The 21,337-nt window shown below is 71.3% G+C and carries 18 protein-coding genes and 1 pseudogene; 10 read left to right on the forward strand and 9 right to left on the reverse strand.

Going from position 1 to position 21,337, the window contains the following annotated elements; translation table 11 throughout:
- Positions 1–52: 52 nt before the first annotated feature.
- Positions 53–4,024, reverse strand: a complete 3,972-nt coding sequence (hrpA, locus tag ACVWNX_RS18360) for an ATP-dependent RNA helicase HrpA (protein WP_454408291.1) — start codon at positions 4,022–4,024, stop codon at positions 53–55.
- A gap of 304 nt (positions 4,025–4,328) precedes the next feature.
- Here hrpA and dnaK point away from each other — a divergent pair, with 304 nt between their 5' ends.
- The 5 genes from dnaK to ACVWNX_RS18385 all read left to right on the forward strand — a co-directional run bounded on the left by dnaK (position 4,329) and on the right by ACVWNX_RS18385 (position 10,092).
- The gene (dnaK, locus tag ACVWNX_RS18365; protein WP_454408293.1) at positions 4,329–6,170 is read left to right on the forward strand and encodes a molecular chaperone DnaK; all 1,842 of its coding nucleotides are present in this window, start codon (positions 4,329–4,331) and stop codon (positions 6,168–6,170) included.
- Positions 6,167–6,877: a nucleotide exchange factor GrpE gene (gene grpE, locus ACVWNX_RS18370; RefSeq protein WP_454408294.1), complete on the forward strand. Its 711-nt coding sequence runs from the start codon at positions 6,167–6,169 to the stop codon at positions 6,875–6,877. The genes dnaK and grpE overlap by 4 nt, the downstream gene beginning before the upstream one ends.
- A 33-nt stretch (positions 6,878–6,910) precedes the next feature.
- A complete protein-coding gene (gene dnaJ / locus ACVWNX_RS18375) occupies positions 6,911–8,098 on the forward strand; it encodes a molecular chaperone DnaJ (RefSeq protein WP_454408295.1) in 1,188 nt (395 codons plus the stop codon).
- 14 nt (positions 8,099–8,112) lie between these two features.
- Positions 8,113–8,568: a heat shock protein transcriptional repressor HspR gene (locus tag ACVWNX_RS18380; RefSeq protein ID WP_454414825.1), complete on the forward strand. Its 456-nt coding sequence runs from the start codon at positions 8,113–8,115 to the stop codon at positions 8,566–8,568.
- Positions 8,569–9,075: 507 nt separating this feature from the next.
- Complete coding sequence (locus tag ACVWNX_RS18385) at positions 9,076–10,092, forward strand: helix-turn-helix transcriptional regulator (protein WP_454408296.1); 1,017 nt, start codon at positions 9,076–9,078, stop codon at positions 10,090–10,092.
- Positions 10,093–10,197: 105 nt separating this feature from the next.
- On the opposite strand, the gene ACVWNX_RS18390 is transcribed toward ACVWNX_RS18385, so the two are convergent.
- The 5 genes from ACVWNX_RS18390 to ACVWNX_RS18410 form a co-directional block, all read right to left on the reverse strand.
- A complete protein-coding gene (locus ACVWNX_RS18390; protein WP_454408297.1) occupies positions 10,198–10,404 on the reverse strand; it encodes a hypothetical protein in 207 nt (68 codons plus the stop codon).
- Positions 10,401–10,763, reverse strand: coding sequence for a hypothetical protein (locus tag ACVWNX_RS18395; RefSeq protein ID WP_454408298.1), 363 nt, complete (start codon positions 10,761–10,763; stop codon positions 10,401–10,403). Before ACVWNX_RS18395 ends, ACVWNX_RS18390 begins: the two co-directional genes overlap by 4 nt.
- An 85-nt stretch (positions 10,764–10,848) precedes the next feature.
- Positions 10,849–11,616, reverse strand: a complete 768-nt coding sequence (locus ACVWNX_RS18400) for a radical SAM protein (RefSeq protein ID WP_454408300.1) — start codon at positions 11,614–11,616, stop codon at positions 10,849–10,851.
- Positions 11,617–11,742: 126 nt separating this feature from the next.
- The gene (locus tag ACVWNX_RS18405; protein WP_454408302.1) at positions 11,743–12,123 is read right to left on the reverse strand and encodes a hypothetical protein; all 381 of its coding nucleotides are present in this window, start codon (positions 12,121–12,123) and stop codon (positions 11,743–11,745) included.
- Between the two features lie 17 nt (positions 12,124–12,140).
- Positions 12,141–12,416, reverse strand: coding sequence for a hypothetical protein (locus ACVWNX_RS18410; protein WP_454408304.1), 276 nt, complete (start codon positions 12,414–12,416; stop codon positions 12,141–12,143).
- An 837-nt stretch (positions 12,417–13,253) separates the two neighbouring features.
- On the opposite strand from ACVWNX_RS18410, the gene ACVWNX_RS18415 reads away from it, so the two are divergent.
- Both ACVWNX_RS18415 and ACVWNX_RS18420 read left to right on the forward strand, forming a co-directional pair.
- Entirely contained in the window at positions 13,254–14,270 is a 1,017-nt protein-coding gene (locus tag ACVWNX_RS18415; protein ID WP_454408306.1) for a hypothetical protein, read from the forward strand.
- On the forward strand, positions 14,267–14,707 hold the full coding sequence (locus ACVWNX_RS18420) for a GNAT family N-acetyltransferase (protein WP_454414826.1): 441 nt from the start codon (positions 14,267–14,269) through the stop codon (positions 14,705–14,707). The genes ACVWNX_RS18415 and ACVWNX_RS18420 overlap by 4 nt, the downstream gene beginning before the upstream one ends.
- Before the next feature lie 173 nt (positions 14,708–14,880).
- Here ACVWNX_RS18420 and ACVWNX_RS18425 read toward each other — a convergent pair whose 3' ends face one another.
- From ACVWNX_RS18425 to ACVWNX_RS18435, 3 genes are all read right to left on the reverse strand, one after another.
- Positions 14,881–15,354 carry a hypothetical protein gene (locus ACVWNX_RS18425; RefSeq protein ID WP_454408308.1) on the reverse strand — a complete coding sequence of 158 codons (474 nt, stop codon included), beginning with the start codon at positions 15,352–15,354 and terminating at the stop codon, positions 14,881–14,883.
- Between the two features lie 177 nt (positions 15,355–15,531).
- Positions 15,532–16,530 (reverse strand): helix-turn-helix transcriptional regulator, encoded by a 999-nt coding sequence (locus tag ACVWNX_RS18430; RefSeq protein ID WP_454408309.1) that lies wholly within the window; start codon positions 16,528–16,530, stop codon positions 15,532–15,534.
- Positions 16,531–16,586: 56 nt separating this feature from the next.
- Complete coding sequence (locus ACVWNX_RS18435) at positions 16,587–17,543, reverse strand: helix-turn-helix transcriptional regulator (protein ID WP_454408311.1); 957 nt, start codon at positions 17,541–17,543, stop codon at positions 16,587–16,589.
- A gap of 169 nt (positions 17,544–17,712) precedes the next feature.
- Here ACVWNX_RS18435 and ACVWNX_RS18440 point away from each other — a divergent pair, with 169 nt between their 5' ends.
- The 3 genes and pseudogenes from ACVWNX_RS18440 to clpB form a co-directional block, all read left to right on the forward strand.
- A complete protein-coding gene (locus ACVWNX_RS18440; protein WP_454408313.1) occupies positions 17,713–17,973 on the forward strand; it encodes a hypothetical protein in 261 nt (86 codons plus the stop codon).
- Positions 17,970–18,320: a hypothetical protein gene (locus ACVWNX_RS18445; RefSeq protein WP_454408314.1), complete on the forward strand. Its 351-nt coding sequence runs from the start codon at positions 17,970–17,972 to the stop codon at positions 18,318–18,320. Before ACVWNX_RS18440 ends, ACVWNX_RS18445 begins: the two co-directional genes overlap by 4 nt.
- Before the next feature lie 368 nt (positions 18,321–18,688).
- A pseudogene (gene clpB / locus ACVWNX_RS18450) lies at positions 18,689–21,280 on the forward strand (ATP-dependent chaperone ClpB); the annotation flags it as partial.
- Positions 21,281–21,337 lie beyond the last annotated feature (57 nt).

Below are 21,337 nucleotides of genomic sequence, written 5' to 3' on the forward strand. Positions count from 1 at the left end.
GCCGTGGCCGGGGCGCCCCGACGGGCGGCACGGTCACGGCGGGGCGGCGCGGTCACGGCACCTCGGCGTCGATCGCCTTCACGATCCGCTTGTCGGAGACCGGGTACGCGGTGCCCAGGGCGTGCGCGAAGTAGCTGACCCGCAGCTCCTCGATCATCCACCGGATCTCCCGCACCCGCGCCGGGACCGGACGGCCCCGGGGCAACTGCTCCAGCAGCCACGCGTACTCGTCGCGCATGTCGTGGACCTTCTCCATCCGGGTGGTGTCCCGCTGGACGTTGCCCGGCATCTGCTGGAGACGGCGGTCGGCGGCCACCAGGTAGCGCATCAGGTGCGGCAGCCGCGCGATGCCCACCTCGGTGACGAAGCCGGGCCGCACCAGGGCGGCGAGCTGCTCCCGGACGTCCGTGGTGTTGGCGAGCAGCGCGGGGCTGGTGGTGGCCCGCAGCCGTCGTTCGGCGGCCTGCCAGGCGGCGAGCACCTGACGGGTCTGGTCCACCGTCCGCACGGTCAGGTCGACGATGTCGGCGCGCACCCGGTCGTACAGCTTGCGGTAGGACTCCTCGTCCCAGGCCGGACCGCCGAAGTCGGCGATCAGCCGGTCCGCGGCGGCCGTGGCGCAGTCCTCGAAGAGCGCCTGCACCGAGCCGTGGGGGTTGGCCGAGAGCGCCAGCTTGGCCGCGTTGCCCAGCTTGCCCAGGGCGAACTTCGCCGGGTTCACCGGGATGTTCCGGACGATCAGCCGGCGGGTGCCCCGCCACATCGCCTCGGTCTGCTCGGCCTCCGAGTCGAAGAGCCGCACCGAGACGGTGTCCCCGTCGTCGACGAGCGCCGGGTACGCCTTGACCGGCTGGCCCGCGCGCCGCGTCTCGAAGACCCGGCTGAGCGGGCCGATGGTCCAGTCGGTGAGCCCGGAGCGTTCCACGGACGCCTGGCCGGAGCGCTCCGCGGTGGCCGCGGCGGCCTGGGAGAGCGCCTTGCGGGCCTTGGGCCGCAGCCGCTGCCGCAGCGCCTCCAGGTCCTTGTCCTCGGCGTCCGGGGAGACCTTGCGGCGGCGCTCGTCCACGATCCGGAAGGTGATCCGGAGGTGGTCGGGGACCCTCGACCAGTCGAAGTCGTCGGGGGAGACGGGCACCCGGACCATGGCGTGCAGTTCGCGGGCGAGGGTCGTCGTCAGGGGCTCCTGGAGGGGGGCCGCCCGCTCCAGGAACCGCTGGGCGAAGTTGGGCGCGGGCACGTAGTGGCGGCGCACCGGCTTGGGCAGCGAACGGATCAGCTCGGTCACCACCTGCTCGCGCAGCCCGGGGATCTGCCAGTCGAAGCCCTCGTCGGTGACCTGGTTGAGGACCTGGAGCGGGATGTGGACGGTGACGCCGTCCGCGTCCGCCCCCGGCTCGAACTGGTACGTGACCCGCAGCCGCAGCCGTCCCTGGGTCCAGGAGTCCGGGTAGTCGGCCTTGGTGACCGCCTCCGCCGACTCCCGGATCAGCATCTCCCGTTCGAAGTCCAGGAGGTCCGGCTCCTCCTGGCGCTTGCGCTTCCACCAGGAGTCGAAGTGCGCCCCGGACACCACGTGCGCGGGCACCCGCTGGTCGTAGAAGTCGAACAGGGTCTCGTCGTCCACGAGGATGTCGCGGCGGCGGGCCCGGTGCTCCAGCTCCTCGACCTCGGTGAGCAGCTTGCGGTTGTCGGTGAAGAACTTGTGGTGGGTGCGCCAGTCGCCCTCCACCAGGGCGTTGCGGATGAACAGGTCCCGGGAGGTCTCCGGGTCGATCCGGCCGTAGTTGACCTTGCGGTTCGCCACGATCGGCACCCCGTAGAGGGTGACCCGCTCGTAGGCCATCACCGCGGCCTGGTCCTTCTCCCAGTGCGGTTCGCTGTAGGTGCGCTTCACCAGGTGGGCGGCGAGCGGTTCGACCCACTCGGGCTCGATCCTGGCGTTCACCCGGGCCCACAGCCGGGACGTCTCCACCAGTTCGGCGGACATCACGACCTTGGGCTGCTTCTTGAACAGCGAGGACCCCGGGAAGATCGCGAACTTGGCGCCCCGGGCGCCCAGGTACTCGTTCTTCTCGGTGTCCTTGAGGCCCACGTGGGAGAGCAGTCCGGCGAGCAGCGAGGTGTGGACGGCCTGCTCGGAGGCGTCCTCCTCGTTGACGGCGACGCCCATGGACTTGGCGACCGAGCGCAGCTGGGCGTAGATGTCCTGCCACTCGCGGATGCGCAGGAAGTTCAGGTACTCCTGGCGGCACATCCGGCGGAACGCCGAGGAGCCGCGCTCCTTCTGCTGCTCGCGCACGTACCGCCAGAGGTTGAGCAGGGCCAGGAAGTCGCTGCTCTCGTCCTTGAAGCGGGCGTGCTGCTGGTCGGCCTGGGTCTGCTTGTCGGCGGGGCGCTCGCGGGGGTCCTGGATGGAGAGCGCGGCGGCGATGACCATGACCTCGCGGACGCAGCCGTTGCGGTCGGCCTCCAGGACCATCCGGGCCAGCCGGGGGTCCACGGGCAGCTGGGCCAGCTTGCGGCCGAGCGGGGTGAGCCGTTTGCGGCGGTCCTTCTCCGCCGGGTCCAGCGCGCCGAGTTCGGCGAGGAGCTGGACGCCGTCGCGGATGTTGCGGTGGTCCGGCGGGTCGATGAACGGGAACCGCTCGATGTCGCCGAGCCCGGCCGCGGTCATCTGGAGGATGACGGAGGCGAGGTTGGTGCGCAGGATCTCGGCGTCGGTGAACTCGGGGCGGGACGCGAAGTCGTCCTCCGAGTACAGCCGGACGCAGATGCCGTCCGAGGTACGGCCGCAGCGGCCCTTGCGCTGGTTGGCGCTGGCCTGGCTGATCGCCTCGATGGGCAGCCGCTGGACCTTGGTGCGGTGGCTGTAGCGGGAGATCCGGGCGGTGCCCGGGTCGACGACGTACTTGATGCCGGGGACGGTCAGCGAGGTCTCGGCGACGTTGGTGGCGAGCACCACGCGGCGGCCGGTGTGGGCCTGGAAGACCCGGTGCTGTTCGGCGTGGGAGAGCCGGGCGTACAGCGGGAGCACCTCGGTGCCCCGGCGGACGGCGCTCCCGGCCCGGGCGAACATCTTGTTGAGGGCGTCGGCGGTGTCGCGGATCTCCCGTTCGCCGGAGAGGAAGACCAGGACGTCGCCCGGTCCCTCGCCCTGGAGTTCGGTGACGGCTTCGCAGATGGCGGTGATCTGGTCGCGGTCGGCGTTGTCGCCCTCCTCCTCCAGCAGGGGGCGGTAGCGCACCTCCACGGGGTAGGTGCGTCCGCTGACCTCCACGATGGGGGCGTCCCCGAAGTGCCGGGAGAAGCGTTCCGGGTCGATCGTCGCGGAGGTGATGACGACCTTGAGGTCGGGGCGGCGGGGCAGCAGCTGGGCGAGGTAGCCCAGCAGGAAGTCGATGTTGAGGGACCGCTCGTGGGCCTCGTCGATGATGATCGTGTCGTAGGCGCGCAGCTCGCGGTCGGTCTGGATCTCCGCGAGCAGGATGCCGTCCGTCATCAGCTTCACGAAGGTGTCGCGGCCGACCTGGTCGGTGAAGCGGACCTTCCAGCCGACGGCCTCGCCCAGCGGGGTGTCCAGCTCCTGCGCGACGCGTTCGGCGACGGTGCGGGCGGCGATCCGGCGGGGCTGGGTGTGCCCGATCATGCCCCGGACGCCGCGCCCCAGCTCCAGACAGATCTTGGGGATCTGGGTGGTCTTGCCGGAGCCGGTCTCGCCCGCGACGATCACGACCTGGTGGTCGCGGATCGCGGCGAGGATCTCGTCCTTCTTCTGGCTGACCGGCAGTTCCGGGGGGTACGAGACCGCGGGGACGCGGGCGGCCCGGGCCGCGGTGCGGGCCTCGGCCCTCGCGGTCTCCGCCTCGATCTCGGCGAGGACCGCCGCGCGGGCCTCCGGCTCGCGGACGCGGACGGCGCCTTCGAGCCTGCGGCCCAGGCGCTGGGCGTCCTTCGGGGGTAGCGCGGCGACGCGGCGGCCGAGTTCGCCTCGGGGGCCGGGGGCGGGAGCGGGCTGCGTAGACATACGCCCCCCAGGATCTCACCTCGGCCCGGAAGCCGACGAACCCTTTTCCGGGGGGATTCCCCGGGGCCCACGGGGGTCCGGCGGGTCGTGAGCGGGAGGGTGCGGAGGGTGGCCGCTTGGAGGGAGCGCAGGTCAGAGGGGTGATTGCGGTAAGGGGAAGATAAAAGTTGAGCGGCACCGGCTCAGGTCTGTTGACCGCGTCGGAGCCTTGGTGCATTCTTGAGCCTGTCCCGCTCAGGTTGCAGGGGTTCCCCCACCGGACGCGGGACGCGATCAGTCAGCGAGTTCTCTGGAGGAAACCGAAATGGCACGTGCGGTCGGCATCGACCTGGGCACGACTAACTCCGTCGTCAGCGTTCTGGAGGGCGGCGAGCCCACCGTCATCACCAACGCAGAGGGCGCCAGGACCACGCCGTCCGTCGTCGCCTTCGCCAAGAACGGCGAGGTGCTCGTCGGTGAGGTGGCCAAGCGCCAGGCCGTCACCAACGTCGACCGGACCATCCGGTCCGTGAAGCGCCACATGGGCACCGACTGGCGCGTCGACATCGACGAGAAGGCGTTCAACCCGCAGCAGATCTCCGCCTTCATCCTCCAGAAGCTCAAGCGGGACGCCGAGGCGTACCTGGGCGAGAAGGTCACGGACGCGGTCATCACCGTCCCCGCCTACTTCAACGACTCGGAGCGCCAGGCCACCAAGGAGGCCGGTGAGATCGCGGGCCTCAACGTCCTGCGCATCGTCAACGAGCCGACGGCCGCCGCCCTCGCGTACGGCCTCGACAAGGACGACCAGACGATCCTCGTCTTCGACCTCGGCGGCGGCACCTTCGACGTCTCGCTGCTGGAGATCGGCGACGGCGTCGTCGAGGTGAAGGCCACCAACGGCGACAACCACCTCGGCGGCGACGACTGGGACCAGCGGGTCGTCGACTACCTGGTCAAGCAGTTCAACAACGGCCACGGCGTGGACCTCGGCAAGGACAAGATGGCGCTCCAGCGCCTGCGCGAGGCCGCCGAGAAGGCGAAGATCGAGCTGTCCTCGTCCACCGAGACCTCGATCAACCTGCCGTACATCACGGCCTCCGCCGAGGGCCCGCTGCACCTGGACGAGAAGCTCACCCGCGCCCAGTTCCAGCAGCTCACCTCGGACCTGCTGGACCGCTGCAAGACCCCGTTCCACAACGTCATCAAGGACGCGGGCATCGCCCTCTCCGAGATCGACCACGTGGTCCTGGTCGGCGGCTCCACCCGGATGCCCGCCGTCGCCGAGCTGGTGCGCGAGCTGACCGGCGGAAAGGACGCCAACAAGGGCGTCAACCCGGACGAGGTCGTCGCCATCGGCGCCGTGCTCCAGGCCGGTGTCCTCAAGGGCGAGGTCAAGGACGTCCTGCTGCTCGACGTCACCCCGCTGTCCCTCGGCATCGAGACCAAGGGCGGCATCATGACCAAGCTGATCGAGCGCAACACCACGATCCCGACCAAGCGCTCCGAGATCTTCACCACGGCCGAGGACAACCAGCCGTCCGTGCAGATCCAGGTCTACCAGGGCGAGCGCGAGATCGCCGCGTACAACAAGAAGCTCGGGATGTTCGAGCTGACCGGTCTGCCGCCCGCGCCGCGCGGCGTCCCGCAGATCGAGGTCGCCTTCGACATCGACGCCAACGGCATCATGCACGTGACCGCGAAGGACCTGGGCACGGGCAAGGAGCAGAAGATGACCGTCACCGGCGGCTCCTCGCTGCCGAAGGACGAGGTCAACCGGATGCGCGAGGAGGCGGAGAAGTACGCGGAGGAGGACCACGCCCGCCGCGAGGCCGCCGAGACCCGCAACCAGGGCGAGCAGCTCGTCTACCAGACGGAGAAGTTCCTCAAGGACAACGAGGACAAGGTCCCCGCGGACGTCAAGACCGAGGTCGAGACCGCCGTCGCCGAGCTGAAGGAGAAGCTCAAGGGCGAGGACGCGGCCGAGATCCGCACCGCCACCGAGAAGGTCGCCGCCGTCTCCCAGAAGCTCGGCCAGGCCCTCTACGCCGAGCAGGGCGCCCAGGGTGCCGCCGCCGGTGACGCGGGCGCGGCCGGGGCCAAGGCCGACGACGACGTCGTCGACGCCGAGATCGTCGACGAGGACCGCAAGGACGGTGCGGCGTGACCGAGGAGACCCCGGGCTTCGACGAGCAGGACGAGCCCGCCGACGTCTCCGAGGGCACCAGTGCCGCGAACGCCGACACGGACGGCGGCACCTCCGAGTCCGACGGGTCCCCCTCCGAGGGGGGCCCGGCGGGCCGGGCCGGGGACGCGGGCGCGGCGAACGCCGGGCTCACCGCCGAACTGGACCAGGTGCGCACCGCGCTGAGCGAGCGCACCACGGACCTCCAGCGGCTCCAGGCCGAGTACCAGAACTACCGCCGCCGGGTGGAGCGCGACCGGATCGCCGTCAAGGAGATCGCCGTGGCGAACCTCCTGAGCGAGCTGCTGCCCGTCCTCGACGACGTCGGCCGCGCCCGTGACCACGGCGAACTGGTCGGCGGCTTCAAGTCGGTGGCCGAGTCCCTGGAGACGGTCGTCGCCAAGATGGGCCTCCAGCAGTTCGGCAAGGAGGGCGAGCCCTTCGACCCGACGGTCCACGAGGCCCTGATGCACAGCTACGCGCCGGACGTCACCGAGACGACCTGCGTGGCGATCCTCCAACCCGGGTATCGAATCGGCGAGCGCACCATCCGCCCCGCGCGGGTGGCGGTCGCCGAGCCCCAGCCGGGCGCCTCGGCCACCAAGGCGGACGAGACGGACGGCGAAGAGGACGGCAAGGGCGCCGACGGCGCCGAGGGCAAGGACAGCGGTGCGCCCGACGAGGGCTGACCGCGGCACGCACGGAGAGGAGGGACGCCGGGGATGAGCACCAAGGACTTCATCGAGAAGGACTACTACAAGGTCCTCGGCGTCCCCAAGGACGCCACCGAGGCGGAGATCAAGAAGGCGTACCGGAAGCTCGCCCGCGAGTTCCACCCGGACGCCAACAAGGGCAACGCCTCGGCCGAGGAGCGCTTCAAGGAGATCTCCGAGGCGAACGACGTCCTCGGCGACCCCAAGAAGCGCAAGGAGTACGACGAGGCCCGCGCCCTCTTCGGCAACGGGGGTTTCCGCCCCGGACCCGGAGCGGGCGGCGGCTCGTTCAACTTCGACCTGGGCGACCTCTTCGGGGGCGGCTCCCCGGGCGGCGGCGGTGCCCAGCAGCCGGGCGGTTTCGGCGGCGGCATCGGCGACGTCTTCGGCGGACTGTTCAACCGTGGCGGCGGGGGCGGGGGCCGTACCCAGCCCCGGCGCGGCCAGGACATCGAGTCCGAGGTCACGCTGAGCTTCACCGAGGCGGTGGACGGCGCGACCGTGCCGCTGCGGATGTCCTCGCAGGCCGCCTGCAAGGCGTGCGCGGGCACCGGCGACAAGAACGGCACCCCCCGGGTGTGCCCCACCTGCGTGGGCACCGGCCAGGTGTCCCGGGGCGGCGGGGGCGGCTTCTCGCTCACCGACCCGTGCGTGGACTGCAAGGGCCGCGGACTGATCGCCGAGACCCCCTGCGAGGTGTGCAAGGGGTCCGGGCGGGCCAAGTCCTCCCGGACCATGCAGGTGCGCATCCCGGCCGGCGTCTCGGACGGACAGCGCATCCGGCTGCGCGGCAAGGGCGGCCCGGGCGAGCGCGGCGGCCCGGCCGGCGACCTGTACGTGGTGGTGCACGTCGGCACGCACCCCGTGTTCGGCCGCAAGGACGACAACCTCACCGTCACGGTGCCCGTCTCCTTCGTGGAGGCGGCGCTCGGCGGCGAGGTGCGGGTGCCGACGCTGGGCGGTCCGCCGGTGACGCTGAAGCTGCCGCCGGGCATCCCCAACGGCCGCACCATGCGGGCCCGCGGCAAGGGCGCCGTCCGCAAGGACGGGACCCGTGGCGATCTGCTGGTGACGGTGGAGGTCGCGGTGCCCAAGGACGTGACCGGCAAGGCCCGGGACGCCCTGGAGGCGTACCGGGAGGCGACCGCGGACGACGATCCGCGGGCGGAGCTGTTCGAGGCCGCGAAGGGAGCATGAGGGCCATGGACGCGATGGGCACCGGCGGACGCCGCCGCGGCAACCCCTACCAGTTGACCGACGACTCGCCGGTGTACGTGATCTCGGTCGCGGCCCAGCTCAGCGGCCTGCACCCGCAGACCCTGCGCCAGTACGACCGGCTCGGCCTGGTCTCCCCGGACCGCACCGCGGGCCGGGGCCGCCGCTACTCGGCCCGGGACATCGAACTGCTCCGCCAGGTGCAGCAGTTGTCCCAGGACGAGGGCGTCAACCTGGCCGGGATCAAGCGGATCATCGAACTGGAGGGCCAGGTGGCCGCGTTGACCGCGCGCGTCGCCGAACTCCAGGACGCGGTGGAGGGCGCGGCGGCCGCCATCCGGCAGCGCGAGGCCGCGGTGCACGCCTCGTACCGCCGGGACCTGGTGCCCTACCAGGAGGTCCAGCAGACCAGCGCGCTGGTCGTGTGGCGCCCCAAGCGGGGACAGGAGTAGCGCCTCCGCCGTCCGGCGGGGCGAGCGTGGGCCGAGGGGCCGGAAGGTGAACCTTCCGGCCCCTCGTTCCGTCCGGCGGACCGGACGGGCACACCCCGGTGAACCCCCCTGTAGCTAACCCGGGTGTGACTGTCTGTGAGGTGTGCGAAGCTTGGGGTGCTCGCTCACACTCCCGTGATGTGGGGGACCGTGGTCACGGCTGGTCGGTGGGGCCCGCCCGATCGACGGCCCCCGGTGCCGCCCGTCGGTCCCGGCCGTCTCTCCGGCCGGTGCGCCCGGCGGGCGCCGGAAGCGAGGGTGCCCCCGGGTCGACCAGGGGGATTGGCCGACTCGGGGATCACCCGGGGCGACCAAGAATTCCCCTCCCCTCGCCCCGCGCCCACTCTGCCGGTCACGGGGCGACGGCACCACCGTCATCTTGTTGCACTGCGCCAAGAGGCGGGGTGGACGCAAGGGGAAAGAACCGAACGAACCGGTGGCAATTCCACCGGTGGTGGGGACGGGGAGATGACTGAGGCGCACGCGCACGGGGTGGACCGGCTCTGCGAGGAGGGCGAACGGGTCTACCGGCAGGCGCTGGACGCGGGCCGCGTCGGGCGGGCCGCCGTGGGCGGGGCGCCCTGTCTGCTCGAACTGGGCCTGCTGCACCCCGACCCCGACGACACCGAGTGGCTGGTGCCCGAGTCCCCCGGCGGGGTGCTCGCCCGGCTGAGCCGGTCCCTGCGCGACGAACTCGCCCAGGGCCAGGCCCGGGCCGCCGCCATGGCCCGGCTCGCCGAGCGGTACGCCTGCCTCGCCCCGGAGGGGTTCGCGGGGATCACCGGCGCCGGGGCGGCGCCCGGGGTGCCCGGACTGCGGGTGCTGGAGAGCAAGCCCCGCATCCGGGAGGCCATCGCGGAGGCGTCCGACGGCTGCGCCGTGGAGCACCTGGCCGTCCAGCCCGGCGGGGTGCGCCGGGAGAACGTCCTCAAGGACGCGCTGCCGCTGGCCCTCGACATGGCCGCGCGCGGGGTCCGCATGCGGACCCTGTACACCCACTCCGCCCGGCACGGGCAGGGGCTCTACGAGTACGTGGAACGGGTCGGGGGCGCGGCGGAGGTCCGCACCCTGGACGAGGTCCCCGAACGGATGCTGATCTTCGACCGCAAGGTCGCGTTCGTCCCCGCCACCGAGGACCGCACGGTGGCGCTGGAGCTGCGCCACCCCGGGCTGGTGGAGTTCCTCGCGATCGTCTTCGAACGGTTCTGGCGGCTGGCCCACCCCCTGGTCGAACCGTTGCCCGTCCGGGCCGGGGTGGAGGGCATCACCCGGCGGGAGTGGGCCATCGCGGCGCTGCTCGCCGAGGGCCACACGGACGCGGAGATCGCCACCCGGCTGGGCATCAACGTCCGCACCGCGCGGCACCACATCCGCAAGCTCGCGGAGGAGCTGGGGGCTGCCAGCCGGGCCCAGTTGGGGGTGCGGATCGCCCAGGCGGGGCTGGACACCCCACCGAGGCCCCCGACGCCGGCGTCGGGGGCGTAGCCCCCTTCGGGGCGGTGCGCTTCCGCCTCTCCGGGTTTCGGGTGCGGGTGCGTCCGGGCTGGTCGCGCCGTTCCCCGCGCCCCTTTGGGGTGCTTGGGGACGGGGTCAGTTCGTGGGCGGGGGGTCGGTGGGGCGGTCGTTGGTGAGGTGGTGGGGGCAGGTGTGGTGGGTGATGGAGGTGGTGTCGCCGTTGGTGCTGGTGCGGCTGGTGTAGCCGATGACGATGGGTGCGGTGGTCCAGCGTCCGCAGGTGTGGCAGTGGGCGCCGGTTTCGGTGGGTGGGCCGTCGTGGAGGAGTGCGTCGCGGGTCATGCGGCGGCCGTTCCGGTCCCGGTCCCCGTGACCTGGTGGACGCCTCGTGCGAGGTAGGGGTAGTCGTAGCCGCGTTCCGCGAAGGCGGTGGCGTAGAACCGTTCGCGTTGGGCGGGGCTCAGGTGCTGGGCTTCTTCGGCGCGGAAGATCGCGAGGGCTTCGGCTGAGCTGGGGCCGGTCCAGGGGCGGCGCCAGGGGTCCCGGTCCGGTGCGGGGGTGGGGATGGCTACGGGGACGGGGGCGGGACTGAGTTCGGGTTGGGTGAGGTGTTGGGCGGTGTGGCGTCCGGGGCGGGTGCGGCGGGTCAGGGGCAGATGGGCGAGCACCCGTACGAGGGCACGGGCGATACGATCGCGCATACGTCGGTCAGCTCCTCTGAAGCTGTCTTGGCGGAGCCCCGATGGACCGGTGCAACGGTCTGTCGGGGCGTTTGTGTGCGGTGGGTCAGGTGGTCGCTTGGTGGTGTCCGTCGAGGAGTGCGGGGAGTGGGGTTCGGCGGACGTTTCCGGTGGGGGTGTCGGGGGAGAGCGGGCAGCCGGTGAGGTTGCCGTTGGGGTGGATGGTGAGGCGTCCTCGGGCGTGGTGGGCGTAGGTCTCGTCGAGTCCGGGTCCGGGTGGGGGGTTGCGTCCTGTGGTCCAGGCGCGGTCGATGGTGACGCGGGTGACGCCCATGGCTGTGAGGTCGGCGCGGGCCCAGCGGATGCGCTGGCCGTGGAAGGTGTCCGTGATGCGGGCGCGGACGCGGACTCCGCGCTGGACGGCTTGGCGGATGGTGTGGCGGATGTCGCTGTGGCTGCCGGGGTGTCCGGTGAGGTGTTCGTGCTGGTGCGAGGAATCGCTGTGGTAGCCGGTCGTCACGCCGATGCCGGGCCGGGTGAGCAGGTCCCACCAGTCATCGCGGATGTGGGCGAGGTCGGTGTACAGCTCGACGGTCATCCCCGACGACAGGGCGTGTGCGGCGAGGTCGGTCCAGTGGGGGTGGAGGGTCGGCTCCCCGCCGATCAGCCGGAGGTGGGGGACGCCGAGCGCGGCGGCGTCGGTGATGACGCGGCGCCAGTCGTCGGGGGTCATGTTCCCGGGTACGGCCCAGGGTTCCGGTTCGGAGAGGCAATGGGCGCAGTGGCGGGGACAGCGGCCGGTGATCTCCAGTTCCAGCGAACTGATCCCCGCGAACACCCTTCGCAGCGGGGACGGTTCATCAACCAGCGGCATGGGCCGTTCCTTATCACTGTGTCAAAGTTGCGGGTCGCGGTCGCGCGGTCGTGGTGAGTGGTGCTCCCCCTGCCGGGCGACAGGTCAGCGGGGCAGGGGGAGGTCCAAGGGGCCCGGATACGCGGCTTAGGTCGCGGTGTCGGGTCGGGCGGTGAGCACGTACCGCTCGCCGTGCTCCGCCGCGATGACCTGGACGGTGCCCCCGGCTCGTAGTCGCCGTATCGCGGGGGCGTGGTCCTCGTGTAGCGCCCAGGTGCGAAGGCGGGTGGGTGCGTCACCAGGGAACTCGTGGTCCGGGAACGGAATCTCGTTCAGCGCGTCCAGGTGGATGGGCCCGCCGTCAGGGTCCGGGTCGAGCCCGTCCGCGATACGGAACGCCTGTTTGCGCAGCCAGCGCAGGGCCCGTCCCGGGTACGGGCTGGTGAACGTCCCGAGGACCATCCGGGTGTCCCAGTCCCCGTAGACCGAGGACCACTCCGCCACCACCTGGGCTCGGTACCGGGGCAAGGGCTCGGGAGCCTGGCTCACGTCGTGACCCCCGGCAAGGTACTCGGGTCGACGTCCTCCGGCGGGTCCCACTGCACCGTCTCGAACAACGCCCGGTCGAACCGACGATGACCCGTCTCCCGGAAGTGAACCTCGATCCACCGCGCCGCGCCCTCGGCCGTACGGAACTCCGGACCGGGCGGCGGTGTCGCGTCGCACTGGGGCGACCCGGAAACGCACTGTGCATACGCGCTCGCGCCCCAGAACTCTAACTGGCGCAGGTTCCACTTGGTATGACGGAAAAGCCTGCTCACGGCTACACACCTCCCCGACTGCTGTGAAGGTTCAATTCGTTCAGCGCGGGGCGGATCTGGTCCAGGACCGTCGCGGGACGTACGTCCTCGCGGCGCGCCGTCCACTCGATCCCACCGCTGGGCGGGCGGAGATAGACCGGTCCCCAGGTGATGTCCATGACCCTCCCTACGACCCCGCGTCCGATGTCGAATGCGAGTCCGCCAATCGCGAGTTCGTCACCGCACACGACGTGCGACCCCGTCTCTCCGCATCGCCTTCGATGCCTGTTCCATGACCGTCCTGCCTTCACTTTCGGGGCTGAGCGAATCCGCGCGAGGGCGGCAAGCGACCTGCGGTGTCCCCGTGCTCGTCATCGACGCGGACTTTCGCCTGTCTCGGTTGGTGGCCGCCCGTACGGAGATCGACACGGGCGGTCACTGAATAGGCAACTCCCTTTCGAGGGAGCTTGGTTAGGGGGCCCAGCGATGTGCTCCGGAGTGTCGGCTAGGGGGTTTTGGGTCCCTCTTTGCCAGCAGGTCCGGGAGTAATCGGGCTACCGTGCCGGAATGGACGCCATCCGCAATGCGGTGCTTGAGGCATGGATGACCGAGCACGGTTACAGTTCCAACAGCTTCGCCGAGGCGATGAACAGAGCCGTCGAACGACTGACCGGACGTTCCTCTGGCTATGACGGCTCATCGGTCCGGGCGTGGAAGTCGGGCCGGGTCAAGTGGCCCAAGTCGGTTACTCGCAAGGCGTTTGAGGACGTCACCGGATTGTCCGCCGTAGCTCTGGGATTCATCCCCCGGGGGCGGTCCGCACCCGTCCCCGACCCGCCTAGGCAGGAGGACTCTGATATGAAGCGCCGTGCTTTCGCCAGTGGGGTGGCGGCGGTCGCCGTGGACGTGGCCACGCCTGGCCCCAGGACATCGCGTCGCATCGGCATGAGCGACGTCAACCGTCTGAACGAGCGTTTCGCTGACATCGTCATCAGCGACCACCGCCACGGTGGGCGACTCGGCATCGAAGAGGAAGCCGTCGCGCTCGCCGGGGAAGCGCTGGAACTCCAGAACGCCGGTGGTGCGACGCAGCGGGTACGCAACAGTCTCTACGCCTCCGCCGCGTCCTTCCGGTCCTCGGCCATGTGGGCCGCGATCGACGGCCGTCGTTACGAGGCGGCCAAGGCGCACATGCGGGAGGCCCAGGCACTCGCCGAGCTGTCCGGCGACCAGACGATCAAGTTCCGCATCTGGAGCCACGCGGGAACCATGTACCGGCACCTGGGGCGTCCCACTGACGCCCTCGCCGCCAATGACGTCGCCCGCAATCTGAGCCTCACCCGGAGGGACCCGCTGTTCGCGTCCCTCGGCCATGCCCGCCAGGCGGCCACCCTCGGCTCCATCGGGGACGCTCCGGCCACACGACACGCTCTCGGTTGCGCACAGGACGCGTTCGAACGTGCTGATCCGGGTCTCGCCCGCCCGGTATGGATGACCGGGGCCCGTGACGGAGCGGAACTGGAAACCCTCGCTCTCGCCGCGCACCTCCGTCTCGGGGACTTCGCGCGGGCCGAGGCACACGCCCATCGGGGCCTCGCCCTGCTCCGGCCACGGATGCGACGTGACCGGGCCCTCAACACCGCCCGGCTCGCGCACGCCCAGCTCGCCCAGGGAGAGCCCGAGGCCGCTACGGCCACCGCCACGAGCGTCCTTGCCGATGCCGCCCGGCACCCCCGTGTCTCGCGGGTACTGCACGGGTTCGACGTGGCGCTCCGCACCACCGCGCCTGGTAGTGCCTCTGTCCGGACCTGGGAGGAGCACACCTCCACTCGCTCGGGGGCGCGCGAGCACCAAACAGGCCAGCAGCCGCGCTGACCTTCACGCTTCGAGCCAGGGAACGCGGCGACGTCAAGGCGCAGCCAGCCGTCCCTGACCCCGCCTGTGATGATCTCCTTGAGGTGTACGCCGACGGGAACCCGGTCGGCTACGCCTACGGGAACACCATCGAGCACGGCGATCGTTACTGGCTGCGTTCCAGCCCGACACCGCCCGAGGAGTACACCCGGCACCCGGTCGTGGCCCTCAAGGAGATCGGCGTCCACCCGGCCTGGCGGAAGACCGGCACCGCCCGCCGCATCCACGACACCCTGCTCACCGCCCGCACCGAGCCGTACGTCACGCTGATGGTCAACCCGGCCGCCGGAGACGGAAAGGTCCACGCCCTCTACAAGTCATGGGGATACGAGGACATCGGACACAGCCAACCGTCCCCCACCTCACCCGTACTGACCGTGATGATCCGCGCCAGGTAGAGGGGACGGGAGTCGGCCGGGGTTCGCCTCGGCGAGCTGTTCCCGGGACCGTAGGTGGCGGGGGCTCCTCGTCCGCTCGGAACGGTGACCGCCGCGTCCTCGGAGCCGTGCGCTGTCGGTGTTCCACCGGCTCGGCCGCGCCGTACGGTCATTCGCGTCCTGGCCGGTCCGGCTCAGTACTCCCTCAACTGGCCGGGCCGCTCGAAGTAGAAGCCCCTCGGTCCCTGCGGCACCTGCGGTTCGTGGCTCTCCGCAGGGGACGTCACCGCTGTGACGCCCTCGACCAGGGAGTCGCCGTTGAGGACGCGTTTGCCGTCGAAGCGGTGGCCGGTGGAGCCGAAGATGTGGGTTCCCTTGCCCAGCCGCATCAACCCAGTGACGATCTGTGCCGCCGAGAGGAGCACGCCGTCGGACACCAGCGGGACGGAGAAGAAGACGTTCGTCTTGTCGCGTGCCGTCGGGCCGGTCCACAGGGCGACGATCACGCGTGGCTCGGGCTCCTTCGGGTCCGGGACGCACCCCCGGACGTAGTACGGCTTGGCGATCTGGGCCGTCGTGTAGTGCCACAGCGCGGCCGCGAGGGCGCGCTGGGTGCGGAGCAGGGCGTCCGGGGGGACGGTGGTCGGCTGTCGGTCGGTGGCGGGCACTTCCTCACCTCGCTGCGATAGGCGGTGGGCGGTGGTTCGCACCGGCCCGTTCTCTCTCTACCCCCCCCCCGGGGGGGCGCGCCGAAGGGGCGCGGGGAACTGCGCGAGCGACCCACCACGCACCCGAGGGCGGGGGGAGGGGCGCGCCCCCGTCCCGTGTCCTCCCCCGGACCGGGGTCATCCGTGTTCCAGGATGCCCGACCGGCCGATCAGGTAACCGAGTTGGGCGCGGCTGCCGCTGCCCAGCGCGTCCGCCAGCTTGGCGATGTGGACCCGTACCGTGCGGACGTTCATCGCCAGTCGGCGGGCGATCTCCGCGTCGGTGAGCCCCTCGATCAGCAGTCCCGCGATCTCGTGCTGGCGGGCGGGCACCCCCCGGGGCGCGGGGCGGTGCGCCGGGGTCGGCCACATCGGGGTGGCGAGCCGCCACAGCCGCTCGAAGGTGGTGACGAAGTACGCGACCAGCGCGGGCTGGCGGATCTGGAGGGCGGCGGTGCGGTCGGTGCTGGCGGGGATGAAGGCGGTCGCCCGGTCGATCACCACCAGCCGTTCGGTGACCTCGCTGAGGGTGCGCACCTCCACGTCGCCGAGGAGCTGCTCGTAGTGGCCGACGACCACCGCCGAGTGGCGGGCGGTGTGCTGGTACAGGGTGCGCATCCGGGCGCCCCGGTCCAGCATGGCCTGCTCCCGGGGGCGGGCGGTCGCCAGGGCGGTGGGCGGCCGGGCCCCGCCCGGCTGGATGGTCAGCAGCTCCTCGCGGGCCCCGCTCATCGCCTCCGCGATCGCCTCGTCGATGCGCAGCGTCCCGTCCAGCGCGGTGATGCCGCCCTGGCCGTCGGCGGCCCCGGCGGCGCCCAGCGCCAGGAACGGTTCGAAGAGGTCCGCGAGGGTGGCCTCGCGTCTGCGGTGCCGGGCGATGTCCTCCTCGATGGCCCGCAGCAGCCGGGGCAGCACCACGGCCGGGGCGGTGGGCAGCAGCCACCCGGCGCCCTCCGGGTCCGGCCGCAACAGCCCCGCGTCGAGCAGACAGGGCGCCCCGGCGGCGTCCCCCGCCGGTATCCGGCCGGCGCGCAGCGCGTGCGCGTACGCCTCCGTTCCCGTTGTGCAGAGGTCCTCGACGGCGTGGGGGAGGTGGCCGTCGGTCCGGCGCCCCGGGTCCGGGGTGGGGTCCGTCACTGCTTCCGCTCCAGGAGGGCCCGGGGCGGCGTGGGGCGGCCCCGGCTAGTCGTCGGTCACTGATCGCGCTCCAGAATGCCCGACCGGGCTATCAGATAGCCGAGCTGGGCACGGCTCCCGCTGCCCAGCGAGGCGGCGAGCTTGGCGATGTGGGCGCGACAGGTGCGGACGTTCATGCCGAGGCGGCGGGCGATGGCCTCGTCCACGTACCCCTCGACGAGGAGCTTGGCGATGGACTGCTGGACGCCGGTGATGCCGTCGGGGGTGGCGGGGTAGGGCACCTCGTCCAGCAGGGGGGTGGCCCGTCGCCACAGCTGCTCGAAGACCCGGATCAGATAGCGGACCAGTCCGGGGTGGCGCAGTTCCAGCGCCACGTCGTCCTTGCCGCTGCCGTCGTTGCCCGCGGGGATGAAGGCCACCGCGTCGTCACAGATGATGAGCCGCTCGATCAGCTCCTCCAGGGTGCGGATCTCGATCAGCCCGTCGGCCATCCGGTCGACGTACGCCATCGTGCCCTGGCTGTGCCGGACGGTGTGCTGGTAGAGGGTGCGGATCCGGACGCCCCGGTCGGTCAGCGGACGGTCGCGTTCCAGGGCCTGGCTGAGGATGTGTTCGCTGCGGCGGCCGCCGGGCTGGACGGTGAGGACCTCGGAGCGGACCTCGGAGGTGGCCAGGTTCAGCGCCGCGTTGATCCGGTCGATCCCTTCGAGCACGGTGATCGCGTGGGTGGGCGCCGGGGCCTGGGCGCTGAGCGCCATGAACGGCTCGAATGATTCGGTCAGTTCGATGGACAACCGACGTCTGTCCAGGATTTCCCGTTCCAGCGGGTGGAGGCGCTGCGCCAGGGCCACCGAGGGCGGGACGGGCCGCAGCCAGTTCGCATCGTCCGGATCGGGGTGGAGAAGGGCGAATTCCAGGAGGCACGGGGCGGCGATCACCTCGGTGCGGGCGATGCGTCCGGCACTCAGTGCGCTCGCGTAGAGCTGTCCTCCCTCGGCGCACAGCTCGGCCATGGAGTGGTGATGTGTCGGATGTGTGTTGGTTATAGGCAAATCTCCACCCCCCAGGGTCTTGTACATGCAGGAACATGATGCATCGGTTCAGTGGTGTTGACGTGCCTGAATGAGTCATCGTCTTGTTGCACCGGGGGAGAGGACTCATCAGGTGAGGACGAAGCCGACTATGTTCAAGAGAATGCTTCGCTCAGTGCTGGCGACTTTCTCCGTGGTGGTGGCAGCGGGCGCACTCGGTCTCGCAGGCGCCACGACCGCTCAAGCCGACACCGGCTGGGGCTGGGTCGCACCGGCCAAGGGCGGCTCGGTCATCAGCAAGCCAGCCGACACCGGCTGGGGTTTCTCCGTTCCGGCCAACGTCGGCAAGACCGGCGTCAGCAAGACCAGTGTCACCAAGACCGGCGTCACCAAGACCGGCTGGGGATCATGAGCACGCCGCCCGACGATCGTTCCTTCCGTCGCGAGATGGCCACCGCCTATCGCTCCGGATGGCACTTCATCGACTTGGTCACGGCGATCCCCCACCAGGGCGACTCGCTGATGGTGACCCTCTTCGGGGAGCCGGTGGTCGTCGTCCGTGACGAGGACGAGGACGTCCGCGCCTACCGGTGCCTGCGCAGGCCGCGGGGTGCTCCCCGTCCCGTCCGATGTGCCATCCGGTACGGGATGATCTTCGTCAATCTCGACCAGCGTGACCATGAACAACTGGTGGACCGCGACGCTCCGGTGGCGCGCGACACCCCGACGACCATTTCCGCCACCCCCCGCAGTGCCTGAGGCGATTCCCCCGTCGTTATAGATCGCCTTGGGTGCTTCCCCCCGCAGCGGCGCCACCGTGAACCTGAAACGCGGTGGCGCCGCTGTCGTCGTCCCTCCTCCTCTTCTCCCGCTCCTCTTGGTGCCCGCGCCGCCTCGCTCCGCCCGCCTGGCACCCCGTGCCGTCTCCGTTCCGCGCCCCTGAGCCCCCGAGCCCCGAGCCGTCCCGGCCGGGGCTTTCGTCATGCCGGTGGCCGGGAACCCCTACGGGGACCCGCTTCCGGTAACCCCTAGGGGGAATCCTCCTCAAGGGTGAGTGGAATAGACTCAACTTTGTGTAAGTTGGTCTGGTCAGGTGTAGTGAGCGACGACAGGAGGAGACAGCGCACGTGGACGCCGAGCTGACGAACCGGAGCAGGGACGCCATCAACGCGGCGAGCAGCCGCGCCGTCGCCGGGGGGCACCCCGACCTCACCCCCGCGCACGTACTGCTCGCCCTGCTGGGCGGGGACGGCGCTCCCGCCGCCGAGAACATCACCGATCTGCTGGTCTCGGTCGAGGCCGACCAGGCCGCCGTGCGCGCGGGGGCGGAACGGCTGCTCGCCGAGCTGCCCAGCGTCACCGGCTCCACGGTCGCGCCCCCGCAGCCCAGCCGGGAGACGCTGGCCGTCCTCGCGGACGCGGCCCGCCGCGCCAAGGACCTCGGCGACGACTTCCTCTCCACCGAGCACCTGCTGATCGGCCTCGCCGCGAAGGGCGGCCGGGCCGGTGAGATCCTGGCCGGGCAGGGCGCGACGGCGAAGAGGCTGCTGGCGGCCTTCGAGGAGAACAGGGGAGGGCGCCGCGTGACCACACCGGACCCGGAGGGTTCGTACAAGGCGCTGGAGAAGTTCGGCACCGACTTCACCGAGGCCGCCCGGGAGGGCAAGCTCGACCCGGTGATCGGCCGCGACCAGGAGATCCGCCGGGTCGTCCAGGTGCTCTCGCGCCGCACCAAGAACAACCCCGTGCTGATCGGCGAGCCCGGCGTCGGCAAGACCGCCGTGGTCGAGGGCCTCGCCCAGCGCATCGTCAAGGGCGACGTCCCCGAGTCGCTGCGCGACAAGCGGCTGGTGGCGCTGGACCTCGGCGCGATGGTCGCCGGCGCCAAGTACCGGGGCGAGTTCGAGGAGCGGCTGAAGACGGTCCTCGCGGAGATCAAGGACAGCGACGGCCAGGTCATCACCTTCATCGACGAGCTGCACACCGTCGTCGGCGCGGGCGCGGGCGGCGACTCCGCGATGGACGCGGGCAACATGCTGAAGCCGATGCTGGCCCGTGGCGAGCTGCGGATGGTCGGCGCCACCACCCTGGACGAGTACCGCGAGCGCATCGAGAAGGACCCGGCGCTGGAGCGCCGCTTCCAGCAGGTGCTGGTCGCGGAGCCGACCGTCGAGGACACCATCGCCATCCTGCGCGGGCTCAAGGGCCGTTACGAGGCCCACCACAAGGTGCAGATCGCGGACAGCGCGCTGGTCGCCGCCGCGACCCTCTCCGACCGGTACATCACCTCCCGCTTCCTCCCCGACAAGGCCATCGACCTGGTGGACGAGGCCGCCTCCCGGCTGCGGATGGAGATCGACTCCTCGCCCGTGGAGATCGACGAGCTCCAGCGTTCGGTGGACCGGCTGCGGATGGAGGAGCTGGCCCTCGGCCGGGAGACCGACCCCGCCAGCCGCCAGCGGCTGGACAAGCTCCGCCGCGACCTCGCCGACCGCGAGGAGGAGCTGCGCGGGCTGACCGCCCGCTGGGAGAAGGAGAAGCAGTCCCTCAACCGGGTCGGCGAACTGAAGGAACGCCTGGACGATCTGCGCGGACAGGCCGAACGGGCCCAGCGCGACGGGGACTTCGACACCGCCTCCAAGCTGCTGTACGGGGAGATCCCGGGCCTGGAGCGCGCCTTGGAGGAGGCGTCCGAGGCGGAGGAGGAGGCCGCCCGGGACACCATGGTCAAGGAGGAGGTCGGACCGGACGACATCGCGGACGTGGTGGGTTCGTGGACGGGAATTCCGGCTGGACGGTTGCTTGAGGGGGAGACGCAGAAGCTGCTGAGAATGGAGGAGGAGCTCGGCCACCGGCTGATCGGGCAGTCCGAGGCCGTCTCGGCGGTGGCGGACGCGGTGCGCCGCACCCGGGCCGGGATCGCCGACCCCGACCGGCCCACCGGCTCGTTCCTGTTCCTCGGCCCGACCGGGGTCGGCAAGACGGAGCTGGCGAAGGCCCTCGCGGACTTCCTCTTCGACGACGAGCGGGCGATGGTCCGCATCGACATGTCGGAGTACGGCGAGAAGCACAGCGTGGCCCGGCTGGTCGGGGCGCCCCCCGGCTACGTCGGCTACGAGGAGGGCGGCCAGCTCACCGAGGCGGTGCGGCGGCGCCCGTACAGCGTGGTGCTGCTGGACGAGGTGGAGAAGGCGCACCCGGAGGTCTTCGACGTCCTGCTCCAGGTACTGGACGACGGACGGCTCACCGACGGCCAGGGCCGCACGGTCGACTTCCGCAACACGATCCTCATCCTCACCTCCAACCTCGGCAGCCAGTACCTGGTGGACCCGCTGACCGGTCCGGAGGAGAAGAAGCGGCAGGTCCTGGAGACGGTCCGGGCGTCCTTCAAGCCCGAGTTCCTCAACCGCCTCGACGACCTGGTGGTCTTCTCGGCGCTGGACCGCGAGGAGCTGGCCCGGATCGCCCGCCTCCAGATCGCCCGGCTCGCCGGGCGGCTGGCCGAACGACGGCTCACACTGGAGGTGAGCGAGGAGGCGCTGGCCTGGCTCGCCACCGAGGGCAACGACCCCGCGTACGGGGCCCGGCCGCTGCGGCGGCTGGTGCAGACCGCGATCGGGGACCGGCTGGCCAGGGAGATCCTGGCGGGCGAGGTCCGGGACGGCGACACCGTCCGGGTCGACGCGGCCGGGGACGGGCTGTTCGTGGGCCGCGCGACGACGGACGCGCCGGACGGGGCGGGCGGTGCGGGCGGTGCGCACGGTGCGCCGGGCGTA

The organism is Streptomyces sp. JNUCC 64, from assembly GCF_054484115.1.